Annotated in this window: 24 protein-coding genes; 5 read left to right on the forward strand and 19 right to left on the reverse strand. The window is 31.1% G+C overall.

The window, feature by feature from the left end:
- Positions 1-8 precede the first annotated feature (8 nt).
- Genes ACXLDF_RS03140 through ACXLDF_RS03160 form a run of 5 tightly spaced genes read right to left on the reverse strand, consistent with a single transcriptional unit; the run spans position 9 to position 5,376 of the window.
- Positions 9-833, reverse strand: coding sequence for a hydrogenase iron-sulfur subunit (locus ACXLDF_RS03140; protein ID WP_457557036.1), 825 nt, complete (start codon positions 831-833; stop codon positions 9-11).
- Positions 826-2,526 (reverse strand): CoB--CoM heterodisulfide reductase iron-sulfur subunit A family protein, encoded by a 1,701-nt coding sequence (locus tag ACXLDF_RS03145; protein WP_457557037.1) that lies wholly within the window; start codon positions 2,524-2,526, stop codon positions 826-828. The genes ACXLDF_RS03140 and ACXLDF_RS03145 overlap by 8 nt, the downstream gene beginning before the upstream one ends.
- Positions 2,527-2,531: 5 nt before the next feature.
- Positions 2,532-3,848, reverse strand: a complete 1,317-nt coding sequence (locus ACXLDF_RS03150; protein WP_457557038.1) for an FAD-dependent oxidoreductase — start codon at positions 3,846-3,848, stop codon at positions 2,532-2,534.
- A 23-nt stretch (positions 3,849-3,871) separates the two neighbouring features.
- Positions 3,872-4,837: a CoB--CoM heterodisulfide reductase iron-sulfur subunit B family protein gene (locus tag ACXLDF_RS03155; RefSeq protein ID WP_457557039.1), complete on the reverse strand. Its 966-nt coding sequence runs from the start codon at positions 4,835-4,837 to the stop codon at positions 3,872-3,874.
- Positions 4,837-5,376: a 4Fe-4S dicluster domain-containing protein gene (locus tag ACXLDF_RS03160; RefSeq protein ID WP_457557040.1), complete on the reverse strand. Its 540-nt coding sequence runs from the start codon at positions 5,374-5,376 to the stop codon at positions 4,837-4,839. Before ACXLDF_RS03160 ends, ACXLDF_RS03155 begins: the two co-directional genes overlap by 1 nt.
- 243 nt (positions 5,377-5,619) lie before the next feature.
- On the opposite strand from ACXLDF_RS03160, the gene ACXLDF_RS03165 reads away from it, so the two are divergent.
- Positions 5,620-6,402: a hypothetical protein gene (locus ACXLDF_RS03165; RefSeq protein WP_457557041.1), complete on the forward strand. Its 783-nt coding sequence runs from the start codon at positions 5,620-5,622 to the stop codon at positions 6,400-6,402.
- An 84-nt stretch (positions 6,403-6,486) separates the two neighbouring features.
- A complete protein-coding gene (locus tag ACXLDF_RS03170) occupies positions 6,487-6,627 on the forward strand; it encodes a hypothetical protein (RefSeq protein WP_457557042.1) in 141 nt (46 codons plus the stop codon).
- Positions 6,628-6,692: 65 nt separating this feature from the next.
- Here ACXLDF_RS03170 and ACXLDF_RS03175 read toward each other — a convergent pair whose 3' ends face one another.
- From ACXLDF_RS03175 to ACXLDF_RS03195, 5 genes are all read right to left on the reverse strand, one after another.
- Positions 6,693-7,562, reverse strand: a complete 870-nt coding sequence (locus ACXLDF_RS03175) for an inositol monophosphatase family protein (protein ID WP_457557043.1) — start codon at positions 7,560-7,562, stop codon at positions 6,693-6,695.
- A 99-nt stretch (positions 7,563-7,661) separates the two neighbouring features.
- On the reverse strand, positions 7,662-9,962 hold the full coding sequence (locus ACXLDF_RS03180) for a CDC48 family AAA ATPase (RefSeq protein WP_457557044.1): 2,301 nt from the start codon (positions 9,960-9,962) through the stop codon (positions 7,662-7,664).
- A gap of 45 nt (positions 9,963-10,007) precedes the next feature.
- Positions 10,008-11,210, reverse strand: coding sequence for an AAA family ATPase (locus tag ACXLDF_RS03185; protein WP_457557045.1), 1,203 nt, complete (start codon positions 11,208-11,210; stop codon positions 10,008-10,010).
- On the reverse strand, positions 11,207-11,581 hold the full coding sequence (locus ACXLDF_RS03190; RefSeq protein ID WP_457557046.1) for a GIY-YIG nuclease family protein: 375 nt from the start codon (positions 11,579-11,581) through the stop codon (positions 11,207-11,209). Before ACXLDF_RS03190 ends, ACXLDF_RS03185 begins: the two co-directional genes overlap by 4 nt.
- A 102-nt stretch (positions 11,582-11,683) precedes the next feature.
- Entirely contained in the window at positions 11,684-12,523 is an 840-nt protein-coding gene (locus tag ACXLDF_RS03195; protein ID WP_457557047.1) for a TatD family hydrolase, read from the reverse strand.
- A gap of 70 nt (positions 12,524-12,593) precedes the next feature.
- Here ACXLDF_RS03195 and ACXLDF_RS03200 point away from each other — a divergent pair, with 70 nt between their 5' ends.
- Entirely contained in the window at positions 12,594-13,436 is an 843-nt protein-coding gene (locus ACXLDF_RS03200; protein WP_457557048.1) for a hypothetical protein, read from the forward strand.
- A gap of 47 nt (positions 13,437-13,483) precedes the next feature.
- Here the strand turns inward: ACXLDF_RS03200 and ACXLDF_RS03205 are convergent, their stop codons facing one another.
- The 5 genes from ACXLDF_RS03205 to ACXLDF_RS03225 form a co-directional block, all read right to left on the reverse strand.
- Positions 13,484-13,744 carry an Lrp/AsnC ligand binding domain-containing protein gene (locus ACXLDF_RS03205; protein ID WP_457557049.1) on the reverse strand — a complete coding sequence of 87 codons (261 nt, stop codon included), beginning with the start codon at positions 13,742-13,744 and terminating at the stop codon, positions 13,484-13,486.
- 174 nt (positions 13,745-13,918) lie between these two features.
- Positions 13,919-14,395: a V4R domain-containing protein gene (locus tag ACXLDF_RS03210; RefSeq protein WP_457557050.1), complete on the reverse strand. Its 477-nt coding sequence runs from the start codon at positions 14,393-14,395 to the stop codon at positions 13,919-13,921.
- Between the two features lie 155 nt (positions 14,396-14,550).
- On the reverse strand, positions 14,551-14,883 hold the full coding sequence (locus tag ACXLDF_RS03215) for a thioredoxin family protein (protein WP_457557051.1): 333 nt from the start codon (positions 14,881-14,883) through the stop codon (positions 14,551-14,553).
- A 464-nt stretch (positions 14,884-15,347) separates the two neighbouring features.
- Positions 15,348-15,911 (reverse strand): Rab family GTPase, encoded by a 564-nt coding sequence (locus ACXLDF_RS03220; RefSeq protein ID WP_457557052.1) that lies wholly within the window; start codon positions 15,909-15,911, stop codon positions 15,348-15,350.
- A gap of 175 nt (positions 15,912-16,086) precedes the next feature.
- Positions 16,087-18,762, reverse strand: coding sequence for a C25 family cysteine peptidase (locus tag ACXLDF_RS03225; RefSeq protein ID WP_457557053.1), 2,676 nt, complete (start codon positions 18,760-18,762; stop codon positions 16,087-16,089).
- A 345-nt stretch (positions 18,763-19,107) separates the two neighbouring features.
- Here ACXLDF_RS03225 and ACXLDF_RS03230 point away from each other — a divergent pair, with 345 nt between their 5' ends.
- Entirely contained in the window at positions 19,108-19,767 is a 660-nt protein-coding gene (locus tag ACXLDF_RS03230; RefSeq protein ID WP_457557054.1) for a methyltransferase family protein, read from the forward strand.
- A 172-nt stretch (positions 19,768-19,939) separates the two neighbouring features.
- Here ACXLDF_RS03230 and ACXLDF_RS03235 read toward each other — a convergent pair whose 3' ends face one another.
- From ACXLDF_RS03235 to ACXLDF_RS03250, 4 genes are all read right to left on the reverse strand, one after another.
- Complete coding sequence (locus tag ACXLDF_RS03235; RefSeq protein ID WP_457557055.1) at positions 19,940-20,152, reverse strand: dodecin family protein; 213 nt, start codon at positions 20,150-20,152, stop codon at positions 19,940-19,942.
- Between the two features lie 251 nt (positions 20,153-20,403).
- Positions 20,404-21,330 (reverse strand): patatin-like phospholipase family protein, encoded by a 927-nt coding sequence (locus ACXLDF_RS03240; protein ID WP_457557056.1) that lies wholly within the window; start codon positions 21,328-21,330, stop codon positions 20,404-20,406.
- Positions 21,331-21,683: 353 nt separating this feature from the next.
- A complete protein-coding gene (locus tag ACXLDF_RS03245) occupies positions 21,684-22,550 on the reverse strand; it encodes an alpha/beta fold hydrolase (RefSeq protein ID WP_457557057.1) in 867 nt (288 codons plus the stop codon).
- A 34-nt stretch (positions 22,551-22,584) separates the two neighbouring features.
- Positions 22,585-23,751, reverse strand: coding sequence for a DUF362 domain-containing protein (locus ACXLDF_RS03250; RefSeq protein ID WP_457557058.1), 1,167 nt, complete (start codon positions 23,749-23,751; stop codon positions 22,585-22,587).
- A 323-nt stretch (positions 23,752-24,074) separates the two neighbouring features.
- Between ACXLDF_RS03250 and ACXLDF_RS03255 the strand changes: the two genes are divergently transcribed.
- The gene (locus ACXLDF_RS03255) at positions 24,075-24,596 is read left to right on the forward strand and encodes a hypothetical protein (RefSeq protein WP_457557059.1); all 522 of its coding nucleotides are present in this window, start codon (positions 24,075-24,077) and stop codon (positions 24,594-24,596) included.
- Positions 24,597-25,436 lie beyond the last annotated feature (840 nt).

The raw sequence follows: 25,436 nt of genomic DNA on the forward strand, positions 1-25,436 counted from the left end.
ACTTCACCTTATTCAATTGCAATATATATTGGACTCAAATCCTTAATTGTTGTTAAATTAACCAAGCCCCTCTGCCGTAAAACTAATATATGGCTTAAAACTTCGCTTGATTCGAGTTTAAGTTTTATTGAGAGCTCTCGTACAGAACTGGGATTATTTTTAAGAGTTACGTAAATATAATTACGGATGTATTCAGTTTGAACTGCCTCTCCCAATATTTTAGCATATTTATCTTCATCGACATTTTCTTCATAAGCATTTCCTAAATTTAAAATACTTCGTTCCCTTCCAACCAATTTCCGAATTCTTCCATCTGATACGACTCGCTTAATTGCTTCCATCTTTAAAATCAGAGATTTATCTGGAAAATCTATATTTTTGGGTGAAAGTGGGGAAGGTCCCATTGTCCTTATGTTTTCAGTAAAATCGGATACAATTTGGCTAAAATATGTGCCTTCAGCAGCTGAAACCCAATTTAATTCAACCCTCTTTTCTAACTCGATATTTTTTAATAAAATTTGAAGCATTTCATAATTTGCTTTAGCTTCGTAATTTCCTTCACCATAGTGACAATCACCTAAATGACAACCAAGTATTAGAATCCCATCAATTCCCTTCAAAAGAGCATCAGCAACGAAAACAGGATCAACCCGACCGCTACACATAACTCTAATTACACGAATATTTGGAGGATATTGAAGTCTACTGACTCCAGCTAAATCTGCTCCAGCATAAGAGCACCAATTACATAAAAATCCTAATATTTTAGGCTCAAAGTCTTTTTTAACTTCAGATTTATTATTTGGCTCAATGTTATCCTTACTTTCAGTCACTTGTTGCCCCCTCCAATAGTGCTGCAATCTGAGATTCAATTTGATTATCGGTAAAATGTCGCATTACAATAGCATGTTCGGGACATGTCGTAGCGCATGCACCACATCCTTTACACAATACTGCAGTAACGACCACCTTATCATCTTCATCTCTTGAAATCGCTTTATAATTACATTTTTTCAGACAAACTTCACATTGAATACATTTATCTTGATCAATCCATGCAGTTCCTCCTTCAACACTAAATTTCCCTTTTCTTAGTATCCGACTGGCTCTGGAAGCTGCAGCATAACCTTGTGAAATAGATTCTGGAATATTACCGGGCCATCTACAAGTACCACATACGAATATTCCATCATTTGAAAAATCTACAGGTCGTAATTTTATGTGAGCTTCAAGGAAAAATCCATACTCATCGATTGGAACTTTTAGCATTTTAGAAAGTGATTCGCTCTCTGGATATGGAATTAAAGGAGTGGATAACACCACTAAATCACATTCAATCTCAATATTACCATTTTGGGAGGAGTTGTAGTAAATAACGCTATGATCAGTAACATCTGGAGGATGTGTTTCATCGTATCGAGAAAAAATAATTCCTTCCTTTCGAGTGTCTCGATAAAATTCTTCTTGATATGTTCCAGAAGTATAAATATCACGGTTTAAAATAAAGATCTCTGTATCTGGATTATTCTTTTTAATAATTCGTGCGTTTTTCATAGCAGTCATACAACAAATTGTAGAACAATATGGTCGTTCAGGTATTCTAGACCCTACACATTGAATCATTACTACTTTCCGATAAGAAAATTGATCTTGTTTTAGTAATTCTTCTAATTCTTTCTGTGTAATAACCCGTTTGCCATTATAATTAAAATAGCCTTTAGGTTTTAATACATCCGCCCCTGTAGCGACAATAATAGCTCCAACCTTCACATGTCTCTCTTGTTTTGACTCCTCTCCTATTTTCTTTTCAGTAGATTGAATTTTAATATCAAAATTTCCAATATATCCCTCAATAGATGAAATTTCTGAAGAGGTGTATACTTTAATCAAAGGATTGGAAAGTATTTCATCCCTTTTTCTTAATATTTGTTGGGGATCCATGTTATTCGGAAATAATTTATGAAGGGTAAGTAATTGACCGCCTAATTGCGTTTTTTTTTCTACAATAATTGTTTGAAATCCTTGATTTGCTAATACTTCAGCAGCACTCATTCCACTAATTCCTCCACCAATAACTAAGGCAGATGGTTTAACATCGATTTGATGTTTTTCGAGTGCTTCTAATAAACTTGCTCTGGCTACACCCATTCGAATTAAATCGCGGGCTTTTGAAGTCGCCTTTTCGTGATCCATTTGATGAACCCAAGAACATTGCTCGCGAATATTAACAAATTCAAAGAAATAAGGGTTTAGTCCCATTTCTTTGCAAATACCTTGAAATAAAGGTTCATGAGTGCGCGGAGTACAAGCTGCAACTACCACGCGATTTAATTTATTTTCCTTAATTCCTTTTTTAATTGCTGATAATCCGGTTTCAGAACATGTATATAAATTTCTTTGGGTGAAAACCACATTATCCAAGGTTTTAGCATATTCAATTAAAGAGGGAACATCTAAAATGCCGCCGATATTTGTCCCACAATGACAAATGAAAACACCGATACGAATTTCTTCTTTTTCATTCATAATTATCACCGATTCAATTTATATAAATATTCTGAGGCTTTTGCAGCTGCCCCTGAAGCATTCACAACAGAATGAGGAATATCCATAGGGCCAAGGCAAGTTCCGCACGCAAATATTCCAGTAACATTAGTGCTAACAGGAGTTTCGATATTAGTTTTTATAAAATTAAATTCATCTAATTCTAAATCTAATATACTTGCTATTTTATCCGAATTTTTTGTTGGGATCATAGCTGAAGCCAATATAACCAAATTGACTTTTTTTGTTTTTATTTCAAATGTATTCAAATCTTCATAATACAGAATAGGATTATCATTTTCATCAATTTTAATTTCAGCCACTTTACCTCGAATATACTTGACATTATATTCATTTTTCGCTCGTTCTACATATTTTTGAAAGTTTTTCCCACCAGCTCTAAGATCTATGTAAAAAATATATGATTGTAATTCAGAGTCATGTTCTTTTGATAAAATTGCGTGTTTTGTTGAATATGTACAACAAATTGATGAACAATATGAATTTGTACGTATATCCCGTGATCCTACACATTGTATAAATGCAATCGTCTTTGGAGGCATATTATCCGATAATCTTCGTATGTGACCACTAGTTGGACCAGAGGCACTAATCATTCGTTCATATTCTAAACCAGTAATTACATTCTTGTAATTTTTATAACCATAAAGATGCAAAGGACTTGGATCATATTGATTTGATCCAGTTGCAACGATAATTGCATCAGTCTTTAAATGATATAACTGATCAGTTTGCATAAAATCTATAGCATCTTTTGGGCAAACCTTTTGGCAAAGACCACAGACTTCTTTATTTTTATCCAAATTTTTCAAGCGTAAGCAGTGTTCCTTATCAATTGCCATAACTGCTGGAATTCCTTGTAGATAATACAAGTAAATAGCTTTCCGTTTTCTCATTTCCATATCGAATTGATCATCGACTTTAACAGGACATTTTGCAACACATTGCCCACAATTAATGCATGCACCCTCATCAACAAATCTCGCTTGTCGCTTTAATGTTACATCAAATATTTTTCCAATCTTTTTCACATCTTCAATTTGAGTTAAAGAATGAATTTTAATTTTGGGGTGACGAAAGCAATCAGAGAGTTTTGGGGCAAGTATACAAATTGAACAGTCATTGGTTGGTAAAGTCTTATCTAACTGAGCCATTCTACCCCCAATGCACGGTTTTTGTTCAATCAGATCAACTTGATAATCCATATCACCTAAATCGAGAGATGCTTGAATTCCTGCAATTCCACCTCCGATGATCATCACTCTTTTTGTGTGCTCTTCCAATTTTACTCACTTCTGTTCCTATCTTATTGATTTTCAATTAAATTTAGTTCTTCCAAAATTTTCTTTGGTTTAATACCATGAAATTTTAAGCTAATTTCCTTATCACTAAATCCTAAAGCGAGAGCAACTAATTCTGTCAAATATAATACAGGAATTTTAAAGTCAGTTCCATATATTTTATTTACTGTCTTTTGTTGATAATCAAATTGCAAGAAACAAGAAGGACAAACAACTGTAATTACATGGACTCCTGCTTTTTTCATTTCTAATAGCTTTTGATAAAGCAATTCATAACTGAGATCTTTATCAGTTTTTAATAAAGGATTTCCACAACATTGCAGTTTTCTATCATAGTCTAAACTTTCTGCACCTAAAGTATTAATTATTTCATCAACTGTGGTTGGTTCAAAAGGATCATCCCATTGAATAACATCAGATGGACTTAAAAAGTGACAACCGTAATGTACTGCAACTTTTAATCCTTTTAGCGGATTAGTAATTTTAGATTTGATTAAATCAAGATTTTCATACATAATTTGAGCAGCATGCTTTACATCTACCCTTCCATCTAATCTTCTATCTATCTTTGCTAAATTTAAATTTATTTCTTCTCTTTTCTTTGGTTCTTTAGCTAAAATATGATCAACCATCTTTAATGTCTCAACACATCCGGAACACAAACTGACAATATCGTTTTTCTGGTTATCTACTAAGGTCAAATTTCTTGCACCTAATGTTAACCAAGTAGTTTGATCAACAGCAGAAATTCCAGTAGGATCAGGGCAACATGACGCATTTTCTATATTTGACATAGGAATATCTAATTTATCAAATACTTTCTTTGCAGAACTTTCAATAAATGGAAGACGAGCAGGAATAACACACCCTAAAAATAACTTGTGCTCATTTACTTTGGGACTGTTTTTCTCAATATTTGAAATTTTTTGCAAATCTACTTTTTTTTCTATTTTCTCACTTGAATTTAACATTATTTATCCCCTTCTTCATTCTCCTTTGACATGTCTGAATCAATATCTTCAAATCTTATTAATTTCTTGAATCCAATATTGGTTAATAGAGTCTGAATTTCGTTTATATCTGCAGTTTTATATTTTTCAAGTCCTAACTTCTTTCTACGTTTCAAAATTGCATCAGAAAAAGGTAAAGCAACTCCTGTTTGGAATATGGTTTTAGCTTGAGAATTATATGCTTCAGGTATTTTTCCGTTCCTAACAATGGTGTTTTTAATTACATCAAAAATTTCAACTAGTTCTACTTTCTGAGGACAACTTTCCACACATTTTTGACATGTTAGACAATACCACACATTCGGTTGTTGCAACTCAATTAGCTGTTCTTTTAATCCTAATAAAGCAGCTTCAATTATTTTCCTAGGATTAAATTTACCATCTGTAATTCGAGCAACAGGGCAAATACCACTGCAAGTCGCACATTGATAACAAGAATTTAATGAGACATTAAATCTGAGAAATTTCTCTCTAAGATTATAATCTATAACTAGTGTCATGAGTATTCCTTCTTAATGTTGGAAAATGATCACAAATTTTCTAAATATTAAGTAAAAGGATCATAATTAATCCAATTATTAATTAAATGGATCATTTTTTTCCTAAAGATATTTTAAATTCGTTATTGATAATTTTAAATCTTTTTAAAATGCGTTCGCTAAGAATAATGAAATGATTTTTTAATCACTAAAGGAACTAACAAAATTTATTAAGAAAGAAAAATAAAAAGAAGAAGAACGACTGTGGAAGACCCAAATTCTGATGATAACAAAAATAAAATCCGAATATTCCAGTTAAATGACGAAAAAGCGGAATTTGAAGAACTTGACTTAGATGAAAATGTAGAAATATCACAATTATTAAAATCAGATGTAGTTCTTTATTTTATTCAACCTAAAACATTTAGATCTTTTATTTGGGCAGGTTCTCAAGCAAGTACTAGAATGAAATTTATCGCGGCAAATGCCGCTACAAGAATTAGAGACAAAATCGGTCCTGCAATTAAAATTTCTACTATTGAAGAAGATGATGAACCTAAAGCGTTTAAAATCTTGATTGGATTGGAAGAAGCGATAGATTATGAAGAAGAACAGACTGGGCCAGCATATGAAGGTCGAGTAGAAGATGAAGCTTTACTAGAAGAAATGTCTCTTGAAAAAATATTGCTAACATTAGAAAAATTAGAGGTACCAGAAAACTCTATTCGTGAAATGGTCATTGTCGGAAATGAAATATATGGTTATCATGAAACTTACAAAAAATATTTTGGGGAATTGATTAAAGAACGAAAATTATATACTTTAGAAGAATCCATACCCGATGGTATGTACAGAAAAGAAGATTTATATCCAAGAATTCTCATGAGCCACAACCGAGTAGTTTTAATAGAGTTATTTAGGAATATGACAGCAGAAGAAATTGAAGAAGTCAAAAAGGAAGAGAAGAAATTTCTCGAAATTAAGCAAGCAGAAAAACCTTTTGCAGAATCAGATTCTACAATTTCTGAAAAAATTAATTCTCAGTAAAATAACAAAAAGATCTGATTAAAAAAGACATCAAAAAATATACCTAAAACTTAAAATAATTAAAAAATTTGGAGATATTTGAATATGAGCCCAGCACCAACTCGACGTCCACGAAAAAGAAATCGAAATCAAAAAGTTATAGCAAAAAGACAGTGGATTGCCTACAGTATAATATTAGTTGTATTAATCTCTGTAATCATTGCTATAGCATTAGCTGGTCGATAGAATTTTGATTATTTTTAATTTTTTAATAATTTTTTGTAAAATTAAATTGTTAAAAATGGTAAATATTAAGAATTTTTCAATATTTTGACCATGATTGAATATAATCCTGGACAACCTGCAATAAGATTATATTTAGATTTTAATGTAAATATTTCATCTGATATTGATTCACCTTTTGAATTCATGATAAATCCACCTGCTTCTGAAAGTATTAAAATTCCAGCTGCAATATCAACAATCCGAAGAACTCCCCGCACATCAAAATATAAATCCATGAATCCAGCTGAGATAAAACCAAGTTCTAAAGCACATGATCCTAGAATTCGTCGTTTTGAAACAGATCGAAAGAGATTCTCATTTTGAATAATTAAATCTTTACACATTTCAGATGAATCTAAGTCAGTTCCTAGTACAGCTTTATGAATATCAGTAATAAGTGAGCTAAAAATCTTTTTGCCATTAAGATACGCACCTTTTCCCTTTTCAGCAACATACTCATCCCCTGTTTGAAGACTGATCAATACGCCAATTTCTATTGCTGAGATACGCGGTTGAGTGGCTATTGCAATTGATACACATGAAAAAGGAATTCCCCGCATTGCATTACTTGAACCATCAACTGGATCTAAAATAATATATAATGGCGGGTAATCATCTAAATTAATTTTATCTAAAGAAGAGATTGTATGTCGATTATTACCATCCCAAAAATATATACCTATCTCTTCAGAAATCATTACAAATGGCTTTTTTAATGACTCCAACGAAGAAATAATTATATTTTCAGCAACTTTATCGATATATGCAGTTATATCTCCTCCAGCACCCACTGAAAGTTTACGTCGAGCCAATTCAGTTCCGTAAATATCAGTTAATGCATAAAATGCTTTTTTTCCGGCATCAATTAAGTGGTTGGTCCAAGTAGAAAAATTCATAAAACAGTTATCCTCCAAAAAAAAGATAATATTGGATAATATTCAAAATTTGATCAATATTGATGAACAGGTCTGATCATTACTACTAAATTAATCAAACTATGAAAATAATCCTGGTTCTTTGAATGGTGCGGCAGCACGAATTCGTTGTCGTGAAAGAGTTTCGGAGATTTCATTATATTTTTGAATCAAATCTGGTGTTAATGAAGCAGCAATTTTTGAAAGTGCAAATTCAAGGTGAGAATATTCAATTGTCTCAAAATCCTCCAATTTTTCCCGAATTGCTTGCATACCCGCTTCTCTGATAACATTTTCCAAATCTGCACCACTATATAACTCAGTTCGTTCAGCAATAGAGTGAAGATTCGCTTTAGCTTCTTTTGAAAGTGGCATATTCTTTGTATGAACATCTAAAATCTTTATTCGAGATTTTAGATCAGGAGCTGGAACATAAATTAAACGATCAAAGCGTCCCGGTCGAAGTAATGCAGGATCTAGTATGTCTGGTCGATTTGTACTGGCAACAACAATAACACCCTTACGATCTTCAATTCCATCCATTTCTACCAATATTTGGTTGACTACTTGCATACCAACATTAGAACCAGATGAGCCCATCCCGCCTCCCCTATTGGCGGCAATTGCATCAATCTCATCAAAGTATATAATCGAGGGGGCTGAAAGTCGAGCTTTTCTAAAGATTTCTCTAATGGCTTTTTCACTTTCTCCAACCCATTTTGAAAAAATCTCAGGACCTTTCACAGTAAGAAAATTCAATTCAGATTCGGTTGCAACAGCTTTAGCCAACATTGTTTTTCCACATCCTGGAGGTCCAAATAATAAAACACCATTGACTGCTCTAATGCCCGCTTTTTTATATAAATGAGGATATTTTAAAGGCCATTCAATACTTTCTTTTAATTCTTGCTTTACACTATCAAGTCCACCTACTTCATCCCATTTAATGTCTGGAACTTCAATCATTACTTCTCGCATGGCACTTGGTTCAACCATTGTAAGGGCACTTTGAAAATCATCATCAGTTATTCGTAGACTTTCTAATATCTCTGATGGTATAGGTTTATCCAGATCTATATTCGGTAAAATTTTCCGTAAGGATGAAATTGCTGCTTCTCGAGCTACGGCCATTATATCAGCCCCAACAAACCCATGGGTTTGGCGCGCATATTCATCAAGATCAACATCTTCATGTAAAGGCATGCCTCGAGTATGAATTAAGAAAATTTCCTTTCTTCCATCTTGATCAGGAACCTTTAATTCGATTTCTCGATCAAATCTTCCAGGTCGGCGAAGAGCTTCATCAATAGAATTCACCCGATTTGTTGCTCCAATTACAATGATTCGCCCTCGACCTTTCAAACCATCCATTAAACTTAATAGTTGGGCAACAACGCGGCGTTCAACTTCACCAGAAACATTTTCTCGTTTTGGAGCAATCGAGTCTATTTCATCAATAAAAATAATTGTAGGCGCCTTATCTTCAGCTTCTTTGAATATTTTCCGAAGTCGCTCTTCAGATGCCCCATAAAATTTACTCATAATTTCGGGACCATTGATTGTGATAAAAGTTGCATTTGCTTCTTGTGATACTGCACGCGCCATTAATGTTTTACCTGTTCCTGGGGGTCCGTGAAGTAAAACTCCTTTTGGGGGATCAATATTTACTCTATGAAATAACTCTGGATGTTTTAAAGGTAATTCAACCATTTCACGCACACGTTGAATTTCATCACCAAGACCACCAATATCATCGTATGTTGTAATTTCTCCCATAGAATTCGTAGCAACAAAGCCTTCTTTGATTTCAATTTTAGTAGAATTTTGAACTTGAACAATTCCTTTTGGATTGGTTTCCACAACTGCAAATTTTACTTCACCTATTGAAACAGTTGGAGTTTTAAGAAACGGCATCATTTCACGTAATTCTTTATATGGTCCTTCACCAGACTCCTTTTTAGCTAAATTTGATCCTGAAATATTTATTATATCTCCAATTTTTAAAGGTTTGTTTAATAAATTCAGTTTTATTTGGTGTGTTGTAGAAGATAATTTTAAATCTGATTGAATAAGGCTTAATACAACTTTACTTGCAATTTTATAATAACATTTACGTACTTTCACATATTCCCCAATCCCCACACCTGCATTACGGCGTGTTAATCCGTCAATCCGTATAATTTCCTTCACACTTTCAGAAGAAGGAAAAAGAATGGCTGCGGTAGTTTTTTTTCCTATTATTTCAATTATTTCTCCAGGAGTCAGCCCCAATTCACGAATTACACTAGTATCCATTCTGCACATAAATCGACCAGCTGAACTTTTTGCAATTTCTTCAACCCGAAGGGTTTTCATCGGTCGATCATCTTCTGTTGGTGCCATGCCACTCATTGCCATATGTATCAACATAATAAAGAAATGAAAGGGTTAAAATTTTGGGGATCTGGAATATAACGAATCAAGTAAAAAAGTGAATAAAATTTCCGTTGAAACTGTATTTATCGAATTTTGAATTAGCCATTTTAAAAAAATCTTTCTTAATGAAATAAAAAACTGTAAAAAAGAAGGAGAAAAACTAATTAAATTGCTTTTTGTAGTAATTGATATAGAATCTTTATTTTCTATTATGTTTATTTTTTGTTTAAAGTTTTTTTTTACATGGTGTATTTTTGATTTATTTATGCGCATATTTTGTAATTTATAAAGAAAATCAACCAATTGTTTATATATTTCAGGTTCAACATATCCTTGAATAATTTGATTCCATAATACTCTCGTTTGAATATCTAGTTGGTTTTTTATTGAATTAATATTTTTATTATTTTGGTTATTTTGGTTATTTTGGTTATTTTGGTTATTTTGGTTATTTTGGTTATTTTGGTTATTTTGGTTATTTTGGTTATTTTGGTTATTTTGGTTATTTTGGTTATTTTGGTTATTTTTATTTTTGTTTAAAGACTTAATGGAGGGAAAAGGGATTTTTTTTTTCATAAATAAGTTGCTTTTATTTAATTGAGATAGATTTGGGTTTGAAAAAAAAATTTTTTGAAATTCTTTGCTTAATTTTTCTAAAAATATCGATACATCGTCATTTTCAGGTGAAAAAACCATATTTGGATTATCCCAAGCATATTTCTTTCCCGGTTGGTCGAATTTTTTTGCAATCCGTTGAATTACATTGGGTGGTATATGAAACTCTCGTTTATCATTCCACCTTAAGCAAGATTCGAGAGAAGTATCTAAAAAAATAGAAAAATAATATGCATTCATCTTTTTTGCTAAATGAAGGATATCTCTCCGCATTGAATTAAGATAGTGCATATCATCCAAGATTATAAGAGGTAATTTCAATTTTGTTGAATTATTTATATCACTGGTTTGTGTTTTTTTCTTATTAATATCTTGTAATATAGTTTCAATTTGCTTTTTCTTTTCTGCAATGACAATTTCTTCCCTTTCTGGATAAAATTTATCTCCGAATAATTCCTTACGAATTTTGTCAATATCAATAATGATTATAGGTTCGCAAATTTTTCTAATATTAGAATTTTGCTTAATATTAGCTGCAAAATAACTCTTTCCTGAAGCAGGTAAACCAATTAAGCAGAGAACAATAGCATTTGGACTCATTCATTATCACCTATTTCATTTACTCCAGGTTCTTTATTTTCTATTTTATTTTTAATTTTTTTTTCGTGAAGCATTTTAATTCTATTTTCCTTTTCAGAATTGATCCTAAACTGAAAATTTTTTATCAAATCCCATTTTTGATCCTTACTTAATTGTTTAATTGCATATTCTTTTTTCATAGCTTCACTACGAGTTAGAAAAGTCTCAAAATAAACTAATTCTATATCTTTTCCTCGTGTGTAACGCGCCCCTTTCCCTTTTTGATGCTGTTCAAATCTAACCATAAGATCTTGAGTAGAACCGGTATATAAAGAAACATTTCCAGTTATCCTATTCACACATTTTAAAATATAAACATAATAGATAGGCACAATAGATTCACACAGATTAATTCTTGTTTTTTTTATTCAATATTTGTTAGTAAGAGAGCTTTTTTTCATTATTTCGCTAATTAATAGTACAAGAATTTAATTTTATTTAATTCTCGACGGAAGGTTAAAGAATTTTTCACTATTGATTGTAGTCTGAAATGCTACATCATCAAGAGAAATTTCCTTCAGATAGGCGATCTCTTGCGCTGCATACACTACATATTGAGGTTCATTGTAAGACAACGAAGAATAGGGTTTTAAAAAAGGAGAATCAGTTTCGAGCAAAATCTGTTCTAAAGGAACTTTCATTGCTAATATCCTATGAATTTTTTTATAAACAACCGAAGTGGGTATAGTAAACATCCAATTATCTTGAGTTAATGCAATGTCTAAATATTTTTGAGCACCTCCAAAACAATGCAATAAAACTCCAGGAATATCTTGATATTGGGACTCTAATAAAATCTTAATAGCTTGCTTTTCTGCATTCCGACAATGAATAACCACAGGTTTCTGAAGCTCTTGAGCTAGATCCAATTGTCGCCTAAAAAATTCTTCTTGTTGTTTTCGGAGTGTTAAATCTTTTGTCTCCCAATAATCTAGCCCAATTTCTCCAATTCCAACAAATTTATCTTTATATTTAAATAATGCATCTTTAAATGATGCCCAATTTGTATTTTCTTTAATTGATTCCTCTGGATGAAGGCCAACTACATTAAATACATTAATGAATTTTTCTTGAAGATTTAAACACGCCATTAAATCATCATAATTAATGCCAATATTAATAATTCGATAAACATGGTTCATTGCAGCAGCAGAGATTATATGATTTATATTAGGAAGCAATGAAGGCCAGAGTAAATGAGCATGTGCATCAATAAATTCTATCTTTTCATCATTAAAAGTAATAGTCGGGACTTCTTCCTTTAATGGAGTCATATGATACTTAATTTTTTTTTAGGTAAATCCTTTAGGATCCCATTTGTAATTGTTCATTAAGGAGATTAAAGTGCCGCGTGGAATTGTAATCATTGATTGGGATGCATTCGAAGGTGGAATTATCTCATTTAAATATCCTGGAACGCTTGAAGTTCCCACAAATTTGGTGCAACTACTACAAATATCACATACATTTAGTAATGGTCTACTCACTCTCAAGGATGGAAGATTTCACGCAGTGTCAGTAGGCAATGAAACTCTTGAAAAAGTAATTGTCCTTATTCTTTCTGAATTTGAAGATGAAAATGATTTTTTCGATATAGTTAACACCATGAATAGTGTTGTTACTGATGTAAATGAAGAAGAACAATTAAAAAGTCAACTTATAAGATTATTCCAACTTTCTCAATCTGTATTCAAAGCAAGAGATGCTGTTTTAAATAAATTAGCTGAGGAAATAACTGAATTAAAGAATAAAGAAATAGATATGAAACAATCCTTAGAATGGCTTATTAGGCATGAAGAATCATTTGAAAAATTAATTATATTCCTTTTATTACGATATGGCCCCCTAGATCCAGGACATTTACTTCCATATATAAATAAAACTCAGGAATTATTAAAATCAAAAATAAACAATAATCAAAAAGAGAAAATTATTCAAAATAAGCTAACTACAACATATAATGAAACAAAAAAGAAGTTAGATACGTTAGAAAATTTGGGTTTATCAAAAACATCTCATTTCGAGAAAAAACATGATAAACCTCCTGTTGAAATAGAATTTCGTAAATCTACACTTATTTCTCAAAACGATTTAGAAAAGATACTACAAGTAATGGAAGAAAACAATATTCTAAAGCAAGACATGGAAGGAAGATACCATCTTTTAATACATTATGGTTTTGATTAATTGAAGTAAAAAAAAAAGAAATAAAAAGATAAAAAATTTTTAATATATTAAAATTCGCCAGAATCTTCTGATAATGTGATTAATGTAGAAGATTTCTTAATTGCAAAATCTTTACGCAATTGCATCATAAAAGCAGTCATTTCCTGCAAATTGCTTAATTCAACCTTTATTATTAAGTCATAATCACCATAAATCATATGCACTTCTTTCACTTTATCTATCTTTTTTACATCTTGGAATATTTGCTGGGTGGCACTTGAATCAGTCACTAGTAATATAAATGCCACTACTTTATCGTCTCTACTCATTTTTTTCTCTCCATTATTATTTTCACATTCTTACACAATTATATAACGTTCTACCTTTAATTACAGTAACTTTGAATAAAAAAAGATTTCGTTTTTCGACCAAATTAAAGATCAAGAGATCAATAGTAATTACTTCATTGTTAATAGAATCGGTGATTTATGAGTGATCAAGATTTAATCTTGAGGAATTACGATCATAAATTTACATCGATCTGTCTTTCCTTGTAATCGACACTCTAATTCTTGAGCAAAACAATGCTTACCAGTCATTTTTTCTACCAAACCCGCATATAATCCTGCTTCAAAAGAGCAAAATCCTTGTGGAATTGCCATTCGAGGAATCTCTATATCTTTACATGAATTGCATTGATCTAACTCAAATGTAATATGTTCTTTATTTTCTTCCAACACATAGAACGTACCTAAATGATATTGCTGAGAAATTTTCTCTAGTGCAGGAATAAGTGGTTCATGAGGTAATTCCTCTGCATGTAGAGCACCTCCCAATTCATGCCCCATAAAATAGTAAATTGCATCTAACTGATTACCCAAAGCATAAAGTGCCCCAATCTTCAAATTCCCAATATCTTTTCCTTTCTGTAAATCTTTTTTCATTTTTTGTAACATTTCTTCTAATAACATTCGATTCATGATTTAACCCCTCCTTATATGTAATGAATTTTTATTTTTCTGCTAAATTTTAGCGATTAGTAATAATTGTATCATTTTTTTTTCATTTTTTTTATCTTGACTCTGCTTATACTGTTTTTCTATTCTTTTTTCAGAACTCTTCATTAACTATCTTTTCAATCTCCTCTCAAACCATTTTTTGATTCTGAATCAAAAGAATCAAGCTCTTCTTCCTCAAAAGATACTGAAGAAATAAAACCTTGTAAAATTGCATCTGTTAACTCATTTTTGTCAATAATTACTGATAATCTAATATCACCAATGATAATTGTAGGAACTGAAATTACCTTATACTTCTCTGCCATAGTGAGATCAGATGCAATATCGACCTTTTTTATCCGTAATTTATTCCCGAACAAGCTTACATTGATATCATTTAACATCCGCTCAACATTTTTACATGGAGCACAATATGGGCTTGAAAAATATAATATCAACGGATAAGCCATAATCTAATTGTCCCTCTATTCAATATTCAATTCCATTAATGAATGTTGCTATTTTCATGGCAGGACCATGATTTTTGATAAAAATATTCAAACATCAACATTTTTTCTTTCTTTTTTGCTTACTTTTATTTCGAAATAACGATTAATTCGTGGTTTGCGAATATTTGTCATTAAATCTTATCTGATTCTTTTATCTGTAAAATATTATCAATCATTTGCAATTCTATCAAGTTCTACCGTTAAAAAAACTTAATATTGGAAATACTTTATTAGCAAACGATTTCCATCTTTAAATTCGTATTTTCTTTCGATTATTATGATTTTCATTAATTTCTTTAACAATAAATCAGAAAACCATACAAATAAAAAAATATTGATTACTTTATCAATCCACTTAAAAAAAAAGTTGAGCACAGACAGATTCTGTAGCATATCTTCTATTTTTTTTTATTCATTATTTATTTTTAACCCTTATCTAGTGCCTGCTCAACTAATACATCAATAATAGCATTAAATGCATCGTGGACATGTTTACCTGTCTTTGCTGAAGTCATATACATACCTAGAAATTTCCTTTTTTCAACTATTTCTTTGATTTTGCTGTCATCATATGTACTTTCATCAATTAAATCCGATTTATTTGCAAATACAACCATTGGTAATTCTCCACAGTAATTTTGGAAATCATCAACCCAATCATTTATGGCATACATTGTTTCTTCCCGTGTTAAATCGTAGACCACGATACAAGCCTTTGCACCATTGTAGAAAGTCGGACGCATGAATTTAAATTGATTCTGGCCCGCAATATCCCATAAGAAGAGACGTGCTCGGACTTTTTCACCATTCGGGCGATTAATAATGGTTTCGTATCGGCTGAACTGTGCGCCGAGAGTTTTAATATAATCTTTATTGAAAGAGCCTTGCGTGAATCGTTTTATGAGTGATGTTTTACCTGCAGCACCAGCTCCGATTACGCAAAGTTTGAATATAAAGTCATTACTGAATTCTTCTTCATTTTCTGTCATGGTAGTCACGAAATCTGCTCTGTAATAAGGTTGTTTTTAGTTCTTAAAAAAGGTTCGGAATAAGATGCCATGCAAAAATCAAGAGAAGATGATAATATATCGAATTAAAATAAAAGAAAAAATGGTACATCTTTATTCATTGTATATATGAAATCAATCATGTTCATGCATTTTTCTATTGCTTTTTTCTATTTGTGCTAAATAACATAATGACTAGACTTGTAGAAAAGATCCCGAGAAAGAGAAAGGGAGGAAAAGCAGAAATTGAATCAAGCAGATTTCCATTTCCTGAGTTATTATCATTATTTTGGTCAGTGTTTGTGTTGATGTCTGTATTTGTGGCATCATCCGTAGTATCATCTGTAGTATCATCAGTTGTATCATCTGTATCAGTAGTGGTTTGATTTGGCTCTGAATCGATCTGAAACCACCAAATTTCAGATTTTATCGCTACTATTCCATCATCCACAATGACATACCATGAGTAATTCGTTCCGTAGGCAAGATCATTCCATAGTATTTCAACTGGTCCGCTGTTGTTAGTAATGGATACAGCACCAATAAGTGAATCTGAAATATTATCATAAAAAGAAACAACAAGGGTTGAATTATCTTCGTCAAAAATCTCAACAGATAATAAAACGTCTGTTTCTTTAAACAACGAACCTGAAATTGGATCTGGAGGTGAGATGAACTCAGGAATTGAATCGGTATAAAATGTCATTAATTGAGATGTTATCAAAATATTTCCATCATCCACTTCTATATACCAGTGATACTCTGAATTCCATTCTAAATTTTCCCATAAAAAGTAAGCAATTCCGCTACCATTCATAATAGTGATATTTCCGAGAATTTGCATATTGTCTCCATTAAAGAATGTGATTGTTAAATTATCAAGATCTTCATCATATACTTGAACGCTTAAATTCACAGATTTTAATTGTTCTCTGACAAAATTCTCAGGACTAAGAGAAAGAATAATCGGAGATATATTTGTTGACACATTAAAAGACCAAGTATCGCTTTTTCTAAATGTTTGACCATCAGATACTATTGCATACCAACTAAATGTTTGATTTTTCGTTAGGTTTCCCCAAAAAATCGAAGCTAATTCTCCCGATTGTACATTCAAATCCCAACCGATGATTTTATTATCGGCTGCATTAAAGAATGAGACATTTAGAAGAGAACTATCACTATCTGAGACAATTAAAGACAATTTTGCAGTTGTATTGTCAATTTCAATACCATTGGCAGGATTTTGAAGAATCGGCACATCTGGTTTCATAGAAGTCCAGTATTCTAACTGAGGATCACCAAATAAATTGAAATCCATTTTATTCATCCAACTATGCCCACCCCAAGAATCACCTCCATTATTTTTTGCTTTAGCAAGTGCTTGTCCTGCAGTTAAATTTTCGGAAAGTAAATACTGCATATATGCGTATCCCAAACCAACATTATCTGTATAATAATTATAATTGTCAGGTTCCCATGGGGAACAGGCATACCAACTAACTCGGGATGATGATATTGTTGTGACTGCCACTCCTGACTTCAAAAGTGAGTAACCTAAATTATCACTATTATCAGGATTCCCATTGTTGCAAGATGCTTGATAAATAAAAGCAGGTTGATCATTTTCGATAGAACTCAAATCTGATGATTGCAAAAAGGAAGTCCAATTCATTTCTGTTTTTTCGGGAATTCCATTACCATTATTATCGTTTGACCAGTATTTTCGATAAACACCTGTATCACTTCCATGTCCCCACCATAAAATGGCACCATATCCATCATTTATCTCATTTATCACATTTTCACGGGTTAAAGGTAGATCATAATGAAAAGCAGATTCAGGAACAGGATCTAATCCTTCTCGCTCATATAAAACCGTATCGTTCATATTTAAACTTTCAAGGAAGTTATTCCACATATATTCGGGCAGATCAAGACCATCTGCTCGGTCGTAATCAGTTTTGTTATTTTCATCATCATAGTTTGAAATTGCCATTGGTTCTAAGATCTTGTATTTTTCTATTCCAGCATTTTGGTGGTGGTAAATAGTTTTATTTAAAATGAAATCTAAAGAAGAATAATCGTTATCGTATACAGGAATCCTTCCAACATAGATTTCTGCTTTAAAATCCACACCAGTATCTTCAGGGTTATCATAGTGGCCGTAACCAAATTCTCCATAGTATTGATCATTATCTGAATCCCAGTTTCCTGTCAGATCAGCGTAAAAATAGTCTGTAGGAGATTGTTCATATTGATAATCTTCTCCAGTTCCATTATTTAGAGGCCAACACATCATCATTGGAATATCACCAATGGTTTCTTCAGAGTTGGGAATATCATCGTCATCGGGGTCGGGATTACCAATTAAAAGGGCATATTGAATATTCTCTTCTTCATAATGGTCTTTTAACCAATTTCTGATATTTATGCTTCGGTTTTTTCCCGCATCATAACCAAAATCATCTTCAGTTATAATTAATACATTAAAACCTAAAGATTGCTTATATTGAACGAAATCATCCAAAAGCAGACTATTTTGTTGAATTTCATTGGTAGTAATAATAATGTATGATGAAGTAGGTTTGTCAAAATAGGAATTTGAAGATGCTTGTGATAATATAGGAATAGATTTTCCAAATATAATTTGATTATTCGTTATCAAACTTGGATTTTCAATTGTTGTTTTTGTTTTAGTTGAATCTTCCATATTTAGATTGTTTGGTTTTTGAAAAGGAAAAGCAACAATTATTCCACCAAGAATAATTATTAATAGGGCCGAATATAGTAGATATTGATTTATTTTCTTCTTATTTAACATTTTTATCATGTCTGAAAATTTCAATATAGAAACTCATTAATTTTTGTATCATTTTTCCAAATTTATATTCTTGCACACTTCACTCTGAAAAATGTATGTAGTTTTTAAAGTTATATTTTATCTCTCAAAATAAATCTGTATTTTTCCATTTTGTATATTTTATATCGTTTCTTCGAAGATTGCAAGAAAATTAGTTAGATTTTTTCTGTTACATGTAAATTGGTTAAGTGGATGCCAAAAATAAGTCAGATATTAATGATGAATTTAATTTTTCAATCATTGATTTCAATAGAATTGTGAAGTGTGAATAAGTTTAAAAAATTTTTTTAAAAATTCTAATGATTTAAATGAGTCATGAGTGGTAAATATAATATGATACTTTGGTGGGAGATAATTACAATTTTTCTTATTAGTTATGATTGTATATATATTATTTCTCATTTACCATTGGATTTGATTATGTTATGTCGAAAAAGAAAAATCAATTATCCGAGCCCACCGTTTAAGAGAATACGTAATGCTTTTTTCTATATTACTGCATCATATCTTTTCCTTTTTTATATATATTTCATTCCAATTATAGCGATTAATCAGAAAAAGAATGTATATTCAAATTATCAAATAAATTTCATGTTTTCAAATATAATACGTATTGTAGGAATGATTTTGATGTCGATAGGCTTAATTATTGCCATTTTGGGAAGAATTGGACGAGGTTTATATTTAAATCAGAAGGAACCGATATTAGCAACAACTTGGGGCCATAGAATAATTAGACATCCTGAATATTTAATGTATATTACAGGTTTTATTGGTTTACCCTTGGTTACAATGAATTTTTGGCTTTTTATTTTATATACAGGAATAATTCCTTACTATAGAATTGCGAAATATGAAGAAATTGGTTTAATTTCACTTTTTGGAAAAAAATACATATTATATAAGCAATATGTTGGGATGTTTCTTCCGAAATTTAAAGAGTTAAAGAAAAACCTTAAAATCATCCGATTTTGAAAATGTTTATAGAATTAAAAATAAATTAAAAAAAGTGGAATAGGATTCAATAAATCAATAAAAAATTGGAATTAATCGATAAATGCTAAGAAACTTATTCGCACAATAGAAAGCAGAATAAAAAAACAAAAAAAAACAAAAAAAAGAATACATTAGTTATTTTTACAATTTTCTACTCTTCCTTATATTTAAATGATAATTCGACTTTGGCGCGAAAAAGCACCACCTTATTTTCATCGATGCGAACATCGAGCTTTTTTACTTCTGCCACCCTGATATCTTGTAATGATTTGGCGGCCTTTTCTACAATATTCTTAACTGCATCTTCCCAACTGATGGTCGACGTGCCGATTAACTCCACAACCTTATATACTGATTGACTCATTTACGATACCCCTTATATCATTTTGAATTTCAACTAAAATTTCTCAAGATTTGCATTTTATTTTAGTTATTAATACCAAGGCAACTTTCGATGAATTTATTAACTAAAATTAGAGAGAGTACCAAATGACCAACTATATTTAATGGGAATATTAATTACTTGTTTATCAAAGAAAAAGTTGCTAAATATTTATATACGAGATTGTGAATAAATACCTTTACTTTTCTGAAAAAGTTCGTCATATAATTTTCTTATAAAGGCATACTTAGATTGTCAATTGCATGCAAATCTTTATCTAATTTATCTGCAATCAAGCGTCCGAATCCTTGATATGCAGGAATATGTTTTATCTTATCTAATCCTGAATATTCCGGACCAACTTCGATATCATAATAATAAAAATCGACCAATGGATTTGACTTGGCAATGATATGCATCAGATCAACTTGATTGATTGTTGACTGGACTCTTGCTAATCCTCCTTCTCGTGGATTTAAAAACATCTTCATCTGTTCTATAATATTCACGTGGCGTGCTTGTGCAAAATTCATTGAATAATCTACTAACCCAGTTCCAATAACTGTAAATTCAACTTTAGCACGATTCCAGCCCAAATTAATACTTTCTGCGAATGCTATCATCAATGGAGTATTTGTAGTTCCTAATCCACCATCGACCCATACAGCACGTTGATCCTTATCAACTACAGGACCAAAGTAATATGGTGCAGCAAATGACCGCATAATGCATTCTTCTAATGGGAGTTTTCCATCATCTTCTTCCCATGATTTAAAGAAATGGGTTCGAAAATCGCAAAGATTAATAGAAGTACATAAAAAGCGTGTTTTACAATCTTCCATCAATAAATTCTCATTTGGAAATAGATTTCGCCACATATGATTGAAATTTCTTTTATCGTAAATTGGACGCAAAAGACCGATTCCAAAGCGTCGATGGAATATTTTTGGAATGTATCTTAAAAAAAGATCATTATACTTCGAAACTGGGTATTTTCCTGTAGCCAATATTCCACCTGTTATACTTCCCACTGAAGAACCTACAATTAAATCAAAAATTTCGTAAATTGGTTTATTAAAATGAGTCTCAAATAACTCTAATGCAGGAAGTTGAAGTAAACCCCGTAATCCACCACCTTTCAGAACAAGTATTCGATGCATTAATTGATCCTCGATATTCTTTAAATTATTTATCTTATTAAATAATTCTGTTTAATTGAAAAAGATTATTTAGTGCGAATAAGTTTATTTAAAAATTATATTAAATAGTAGAAGAATGATTTGCCCATACCTTGCAAATCTCTTATTTTTCTTGTGTTCTCAATAATAGTAGAGTATAATCCAAATCAGCCAATAATCTTATTAGATAAAAAGAAAACTTATTCACACTTTGAGATTATTTGTAAATAAGTTTTATTTTTTTGAAAAAAAAACTTATTCGCACTTATTCGTTCAGAAATTACTCGTGTTTTCTCATAAATTTCGAATTATTTTTGCAATATATGTTCTATTTCTCACTTATTTGAAAATATTTTTGATAACAGTTCAAAAAAGGTATTATACGCAGTCTTCTCAATCCAGGGTTTATGTCCACAATTTGGAATTACAGAAACAGTAATATCTCTATGAATACGTTTTAGTGGTTCGACAACACCGACTAAAGGATGTGGATCATAATCTCCATGAATTATATTAATTGGACAATGAATGGATTTACCTAATTCAAGTAATTTTCCTGTTTTTCTAAAATTTTGAACTGTGTTTAAAGCCTCAGTGAAAAAAGAAGCTCGATCTATAGGAAAATCCACCTCATGAAAAGAATAACCTAAATTTTGTAGTTCGTTTTCAGACATTGCATCAAAATGATCTGAACTTTCACAAATATTATCCAATCTAACGATCAACCTCTCACGTTCTGATTTAGATGAAGCGTTTCGAATAATCTCTCCAAATTTTGAATAGAATTGGCGCTGTGTTATATTCATACGAGATCGTCTTGTGTCTTGTAATTTAAAAAAATATTTCTCTTCAAGAGGGCCAGTCCCGATCAAAATCAACCGTGATACTAATGACGAATATGCCGATTCGGCTGCAAATAAATAAGCCAACCAAGCACCCCAAGAAAATCCAAGTAATATTACAGGTGTTTTAGCAATCTTATTGACAATTTCAAATAATTCGACTAATTGACCTTTTAATGTCGGTTGTGTTTGAAAAGTTTCAACACATCCACGAAATTGAGCGATATAAGAGGCAACTGGCGCCATTTCCCCCCAAGATCCTGGTCCCCCGTGAATAACAATTACAGAATATGGTGATTTTCCGTGTAATCGATAATTATTCTTTTGTTGTAATGAAGAAGATTTAAAATTTGCTCGCATCCAAAAACCAAATCTTTTAGTTAATTTAAATAATTTAAATTTTCTTTCCCAACAATCGTCTTATTAGCATTAGCATCATTTTTGCATTTCCGACTCTATTTCGAAACATATTTAAATAAAGTTGGGTTGGATTAGCTGGAGGTTCTTTTGTGTGTTCTTTATGCTTTAATTGTATAGCTTGAGGTTTGCATGTTGAAGTGCAAAGCCCACATCCAATACATCTGGATAGATCTACATGTGCTTTCTTTTCAATCAGAGTAATTGCATCCATTTGGCAACGTTTAACACAAATACCACATCCAATACATTCATCTTCATTAACTACAGCATAATAATTTGAACTAAAGTATTGAGCAGGATTGTCGAGTGGCTTGGCAGAAGTTAAAACCTCACAACAACAACCGCAGCAAAGACAAATACAAAATGGTTTCTGAGAATTTGAAGGTTGAACTACCAAGCCTTCTTTTTCTGCCAAAGCTAAGATTTCAGATAATTCGTTCTTATCTATATATCTCCCCCAACCTAAATCATGAAAATTTTTAGCCGCACTACCAATAATGATGCACCATTCTCTTCGATCTGTTACTTTACAAGGTTCTCCAATTACATCATGACCTTGTTTACAAACACAATTAGCGACTAATATTTGTTCGTCTAAATTTTCAACGATTTTTCGTATATCATCATAAGGTAAAATGGGAAGATCACGTAAAACACTATGTTCTGTAGGAATAGGTCGTAATTGTTGAGGATCACTTTTAAGTACTTCATCACGAAAAGCTTCTTCTAAGTATTGCTGAAAATCTTGAATGAAAGATTTATTTAATTTATTTACTTGAAATTCAAACATTCCAATTGCCAACATAATAATAGAATAGATTTTAGTACCTCTTCTGGTTATGTGTTGAACGATAGAACCTTTTTTTGCCATATTTTCAAGAATATTTTCTAGATTTTCTAAAGAATTAACTATTTTCTTTTTCTTGATTCGTTTATATATAACATCTGCAGTTTCAGGCAAATAACTTAAATCAATAGCAATTGCTGCTTCTTGAGGTGTGAAAAGATGCTTCAAAATACGGATTTCAACACCAGATTCTGTTTTTGGGAAACCGATTGGTAATTGATCGAGTCGTTTTTGAAGCTTGAAATACACTTGATTATCATTTTTAGAAACATTTTGAACAGATTGAGCACACATTTTAGATATTTTCCTTTTATCTTGAATTCAAATAAAGGTATTTAAAAGATTGTTTTAATATTGATGATTAAAATTATTAATCTTTCGATTATCATGAAAAAAAAATGAAAAAATGAAAAAATGAAAAAAATGAAATCTTTAAAAAATATTAAAATCATATTAAAAAAAGTCTTGAAAATTCAGATTTATCCATCATCTTGTGCGAATAAGTTTATAATCTTTTCAACCATTTGTTAATCTCTGCAATTTTTAAAATTTCTAGACTTAATTTAACATTATTTTTCAACGGAGAATTTTTAACTCTATTCACCTAGTAACTTCACATGGTTGTGTTAGAAACATCCATCCAATTTCGTGGGCGTATGTTGGTTGAAAAGCAGTATCCTGCAAATAAAGGAGGAAAATTTATTCAAAATGATTTTCGAGATTTAATGTTCTCTTCATTATCTGATTTTGCCACACAAGTGTTCGATGAAGATCTTAAAGGAGTTACAATGGGAAATTATCATATTTTCAGAATTTCACGCACTTTACACTCTATAAATACTTTGAATAACGAAATGAAAGAGAATAATAAGGAATCCAAAATTAAAAATAAAGATCCACTATTCGAAGAAGAAAATGATGAAATTATATCCATTTATACAATCGCTGATAAAAAAACTAATCACAAAGTAATTCTTGAATGTATGAATACAGCTTTAGAACAATTTCTAAATCGATACTCACTATTTGATATTAGGAATTTTAAAATAGAACATTTCAAATCTTTTGAAGAAAGATTGATGAGTATTTTTGGAGATTTAGTCTATACGACAGAAGATAGACTACGTTCTATATTTTAAAAATTAACTTTTAATTGGCAATGATCACCTTATACAAGTTCGCTTTGCTTTTTAATGATTTTCTTCGATATTATTTCGATATTATTTCGTTATTATTTCGTTATTATTTCGAACTTCTTCCTTTTTTCTCGATGTTCTACAGATTTTATGAATGAAATCAAATAATAGAAATCAATATTCGATTGAATGCCTCGGTTTTGCACAGCTACGTTCTCTAAAAATCAAAATCATTAAAAATATGCCATATCTATAATATATCATGAATAAGAATAAAAGAATACATGTACGAGAAGAGATCCAATCCATCTCTGATGTAGATCCCCTTTTGAATCTTATCCTCCTTGTAAAAGTCTCGTAATCGTCCGATCAAATTATAAAATTCGTGATCTACAAGATTTAGGGGCTCTTGATGTAAAAAGAATTCTAAGGTATGAAAAGATTTTTTGGAAGTGTAAAAAGTATGATACTTCTTTTGTTGTTAAAAATCCCTATATTATAAAATGAGGTGGCAAATCGAAACAGGGTTTAGAGATCTTGATATCCACAAAGGACTTTAGCGCTCATACAAAGGTGAAACGCGACTTTTTGCTGAAATGGACAAAAATTTAATCTTTAACTTCTGGCAAATTGAACGGGATTAAATCTTCCCAAATCATCAAATGACGTTCAAAGAATATCGCGATTGGGTTGTAGATGAATTAATTCAGTCTATTATTTTATAACGTGCTCTAATTTTATCAAAATATGGTAGTAGATGAGGAAAATGTAAAAAAAACTATTTTATTAAGAACTCATAAAATAGATTAAATGATTATCGCTCATAATACCGTGAAAAAAAAT

This window comes from Candidatus Harpocratesius sp., assembly GCF_054039255.1.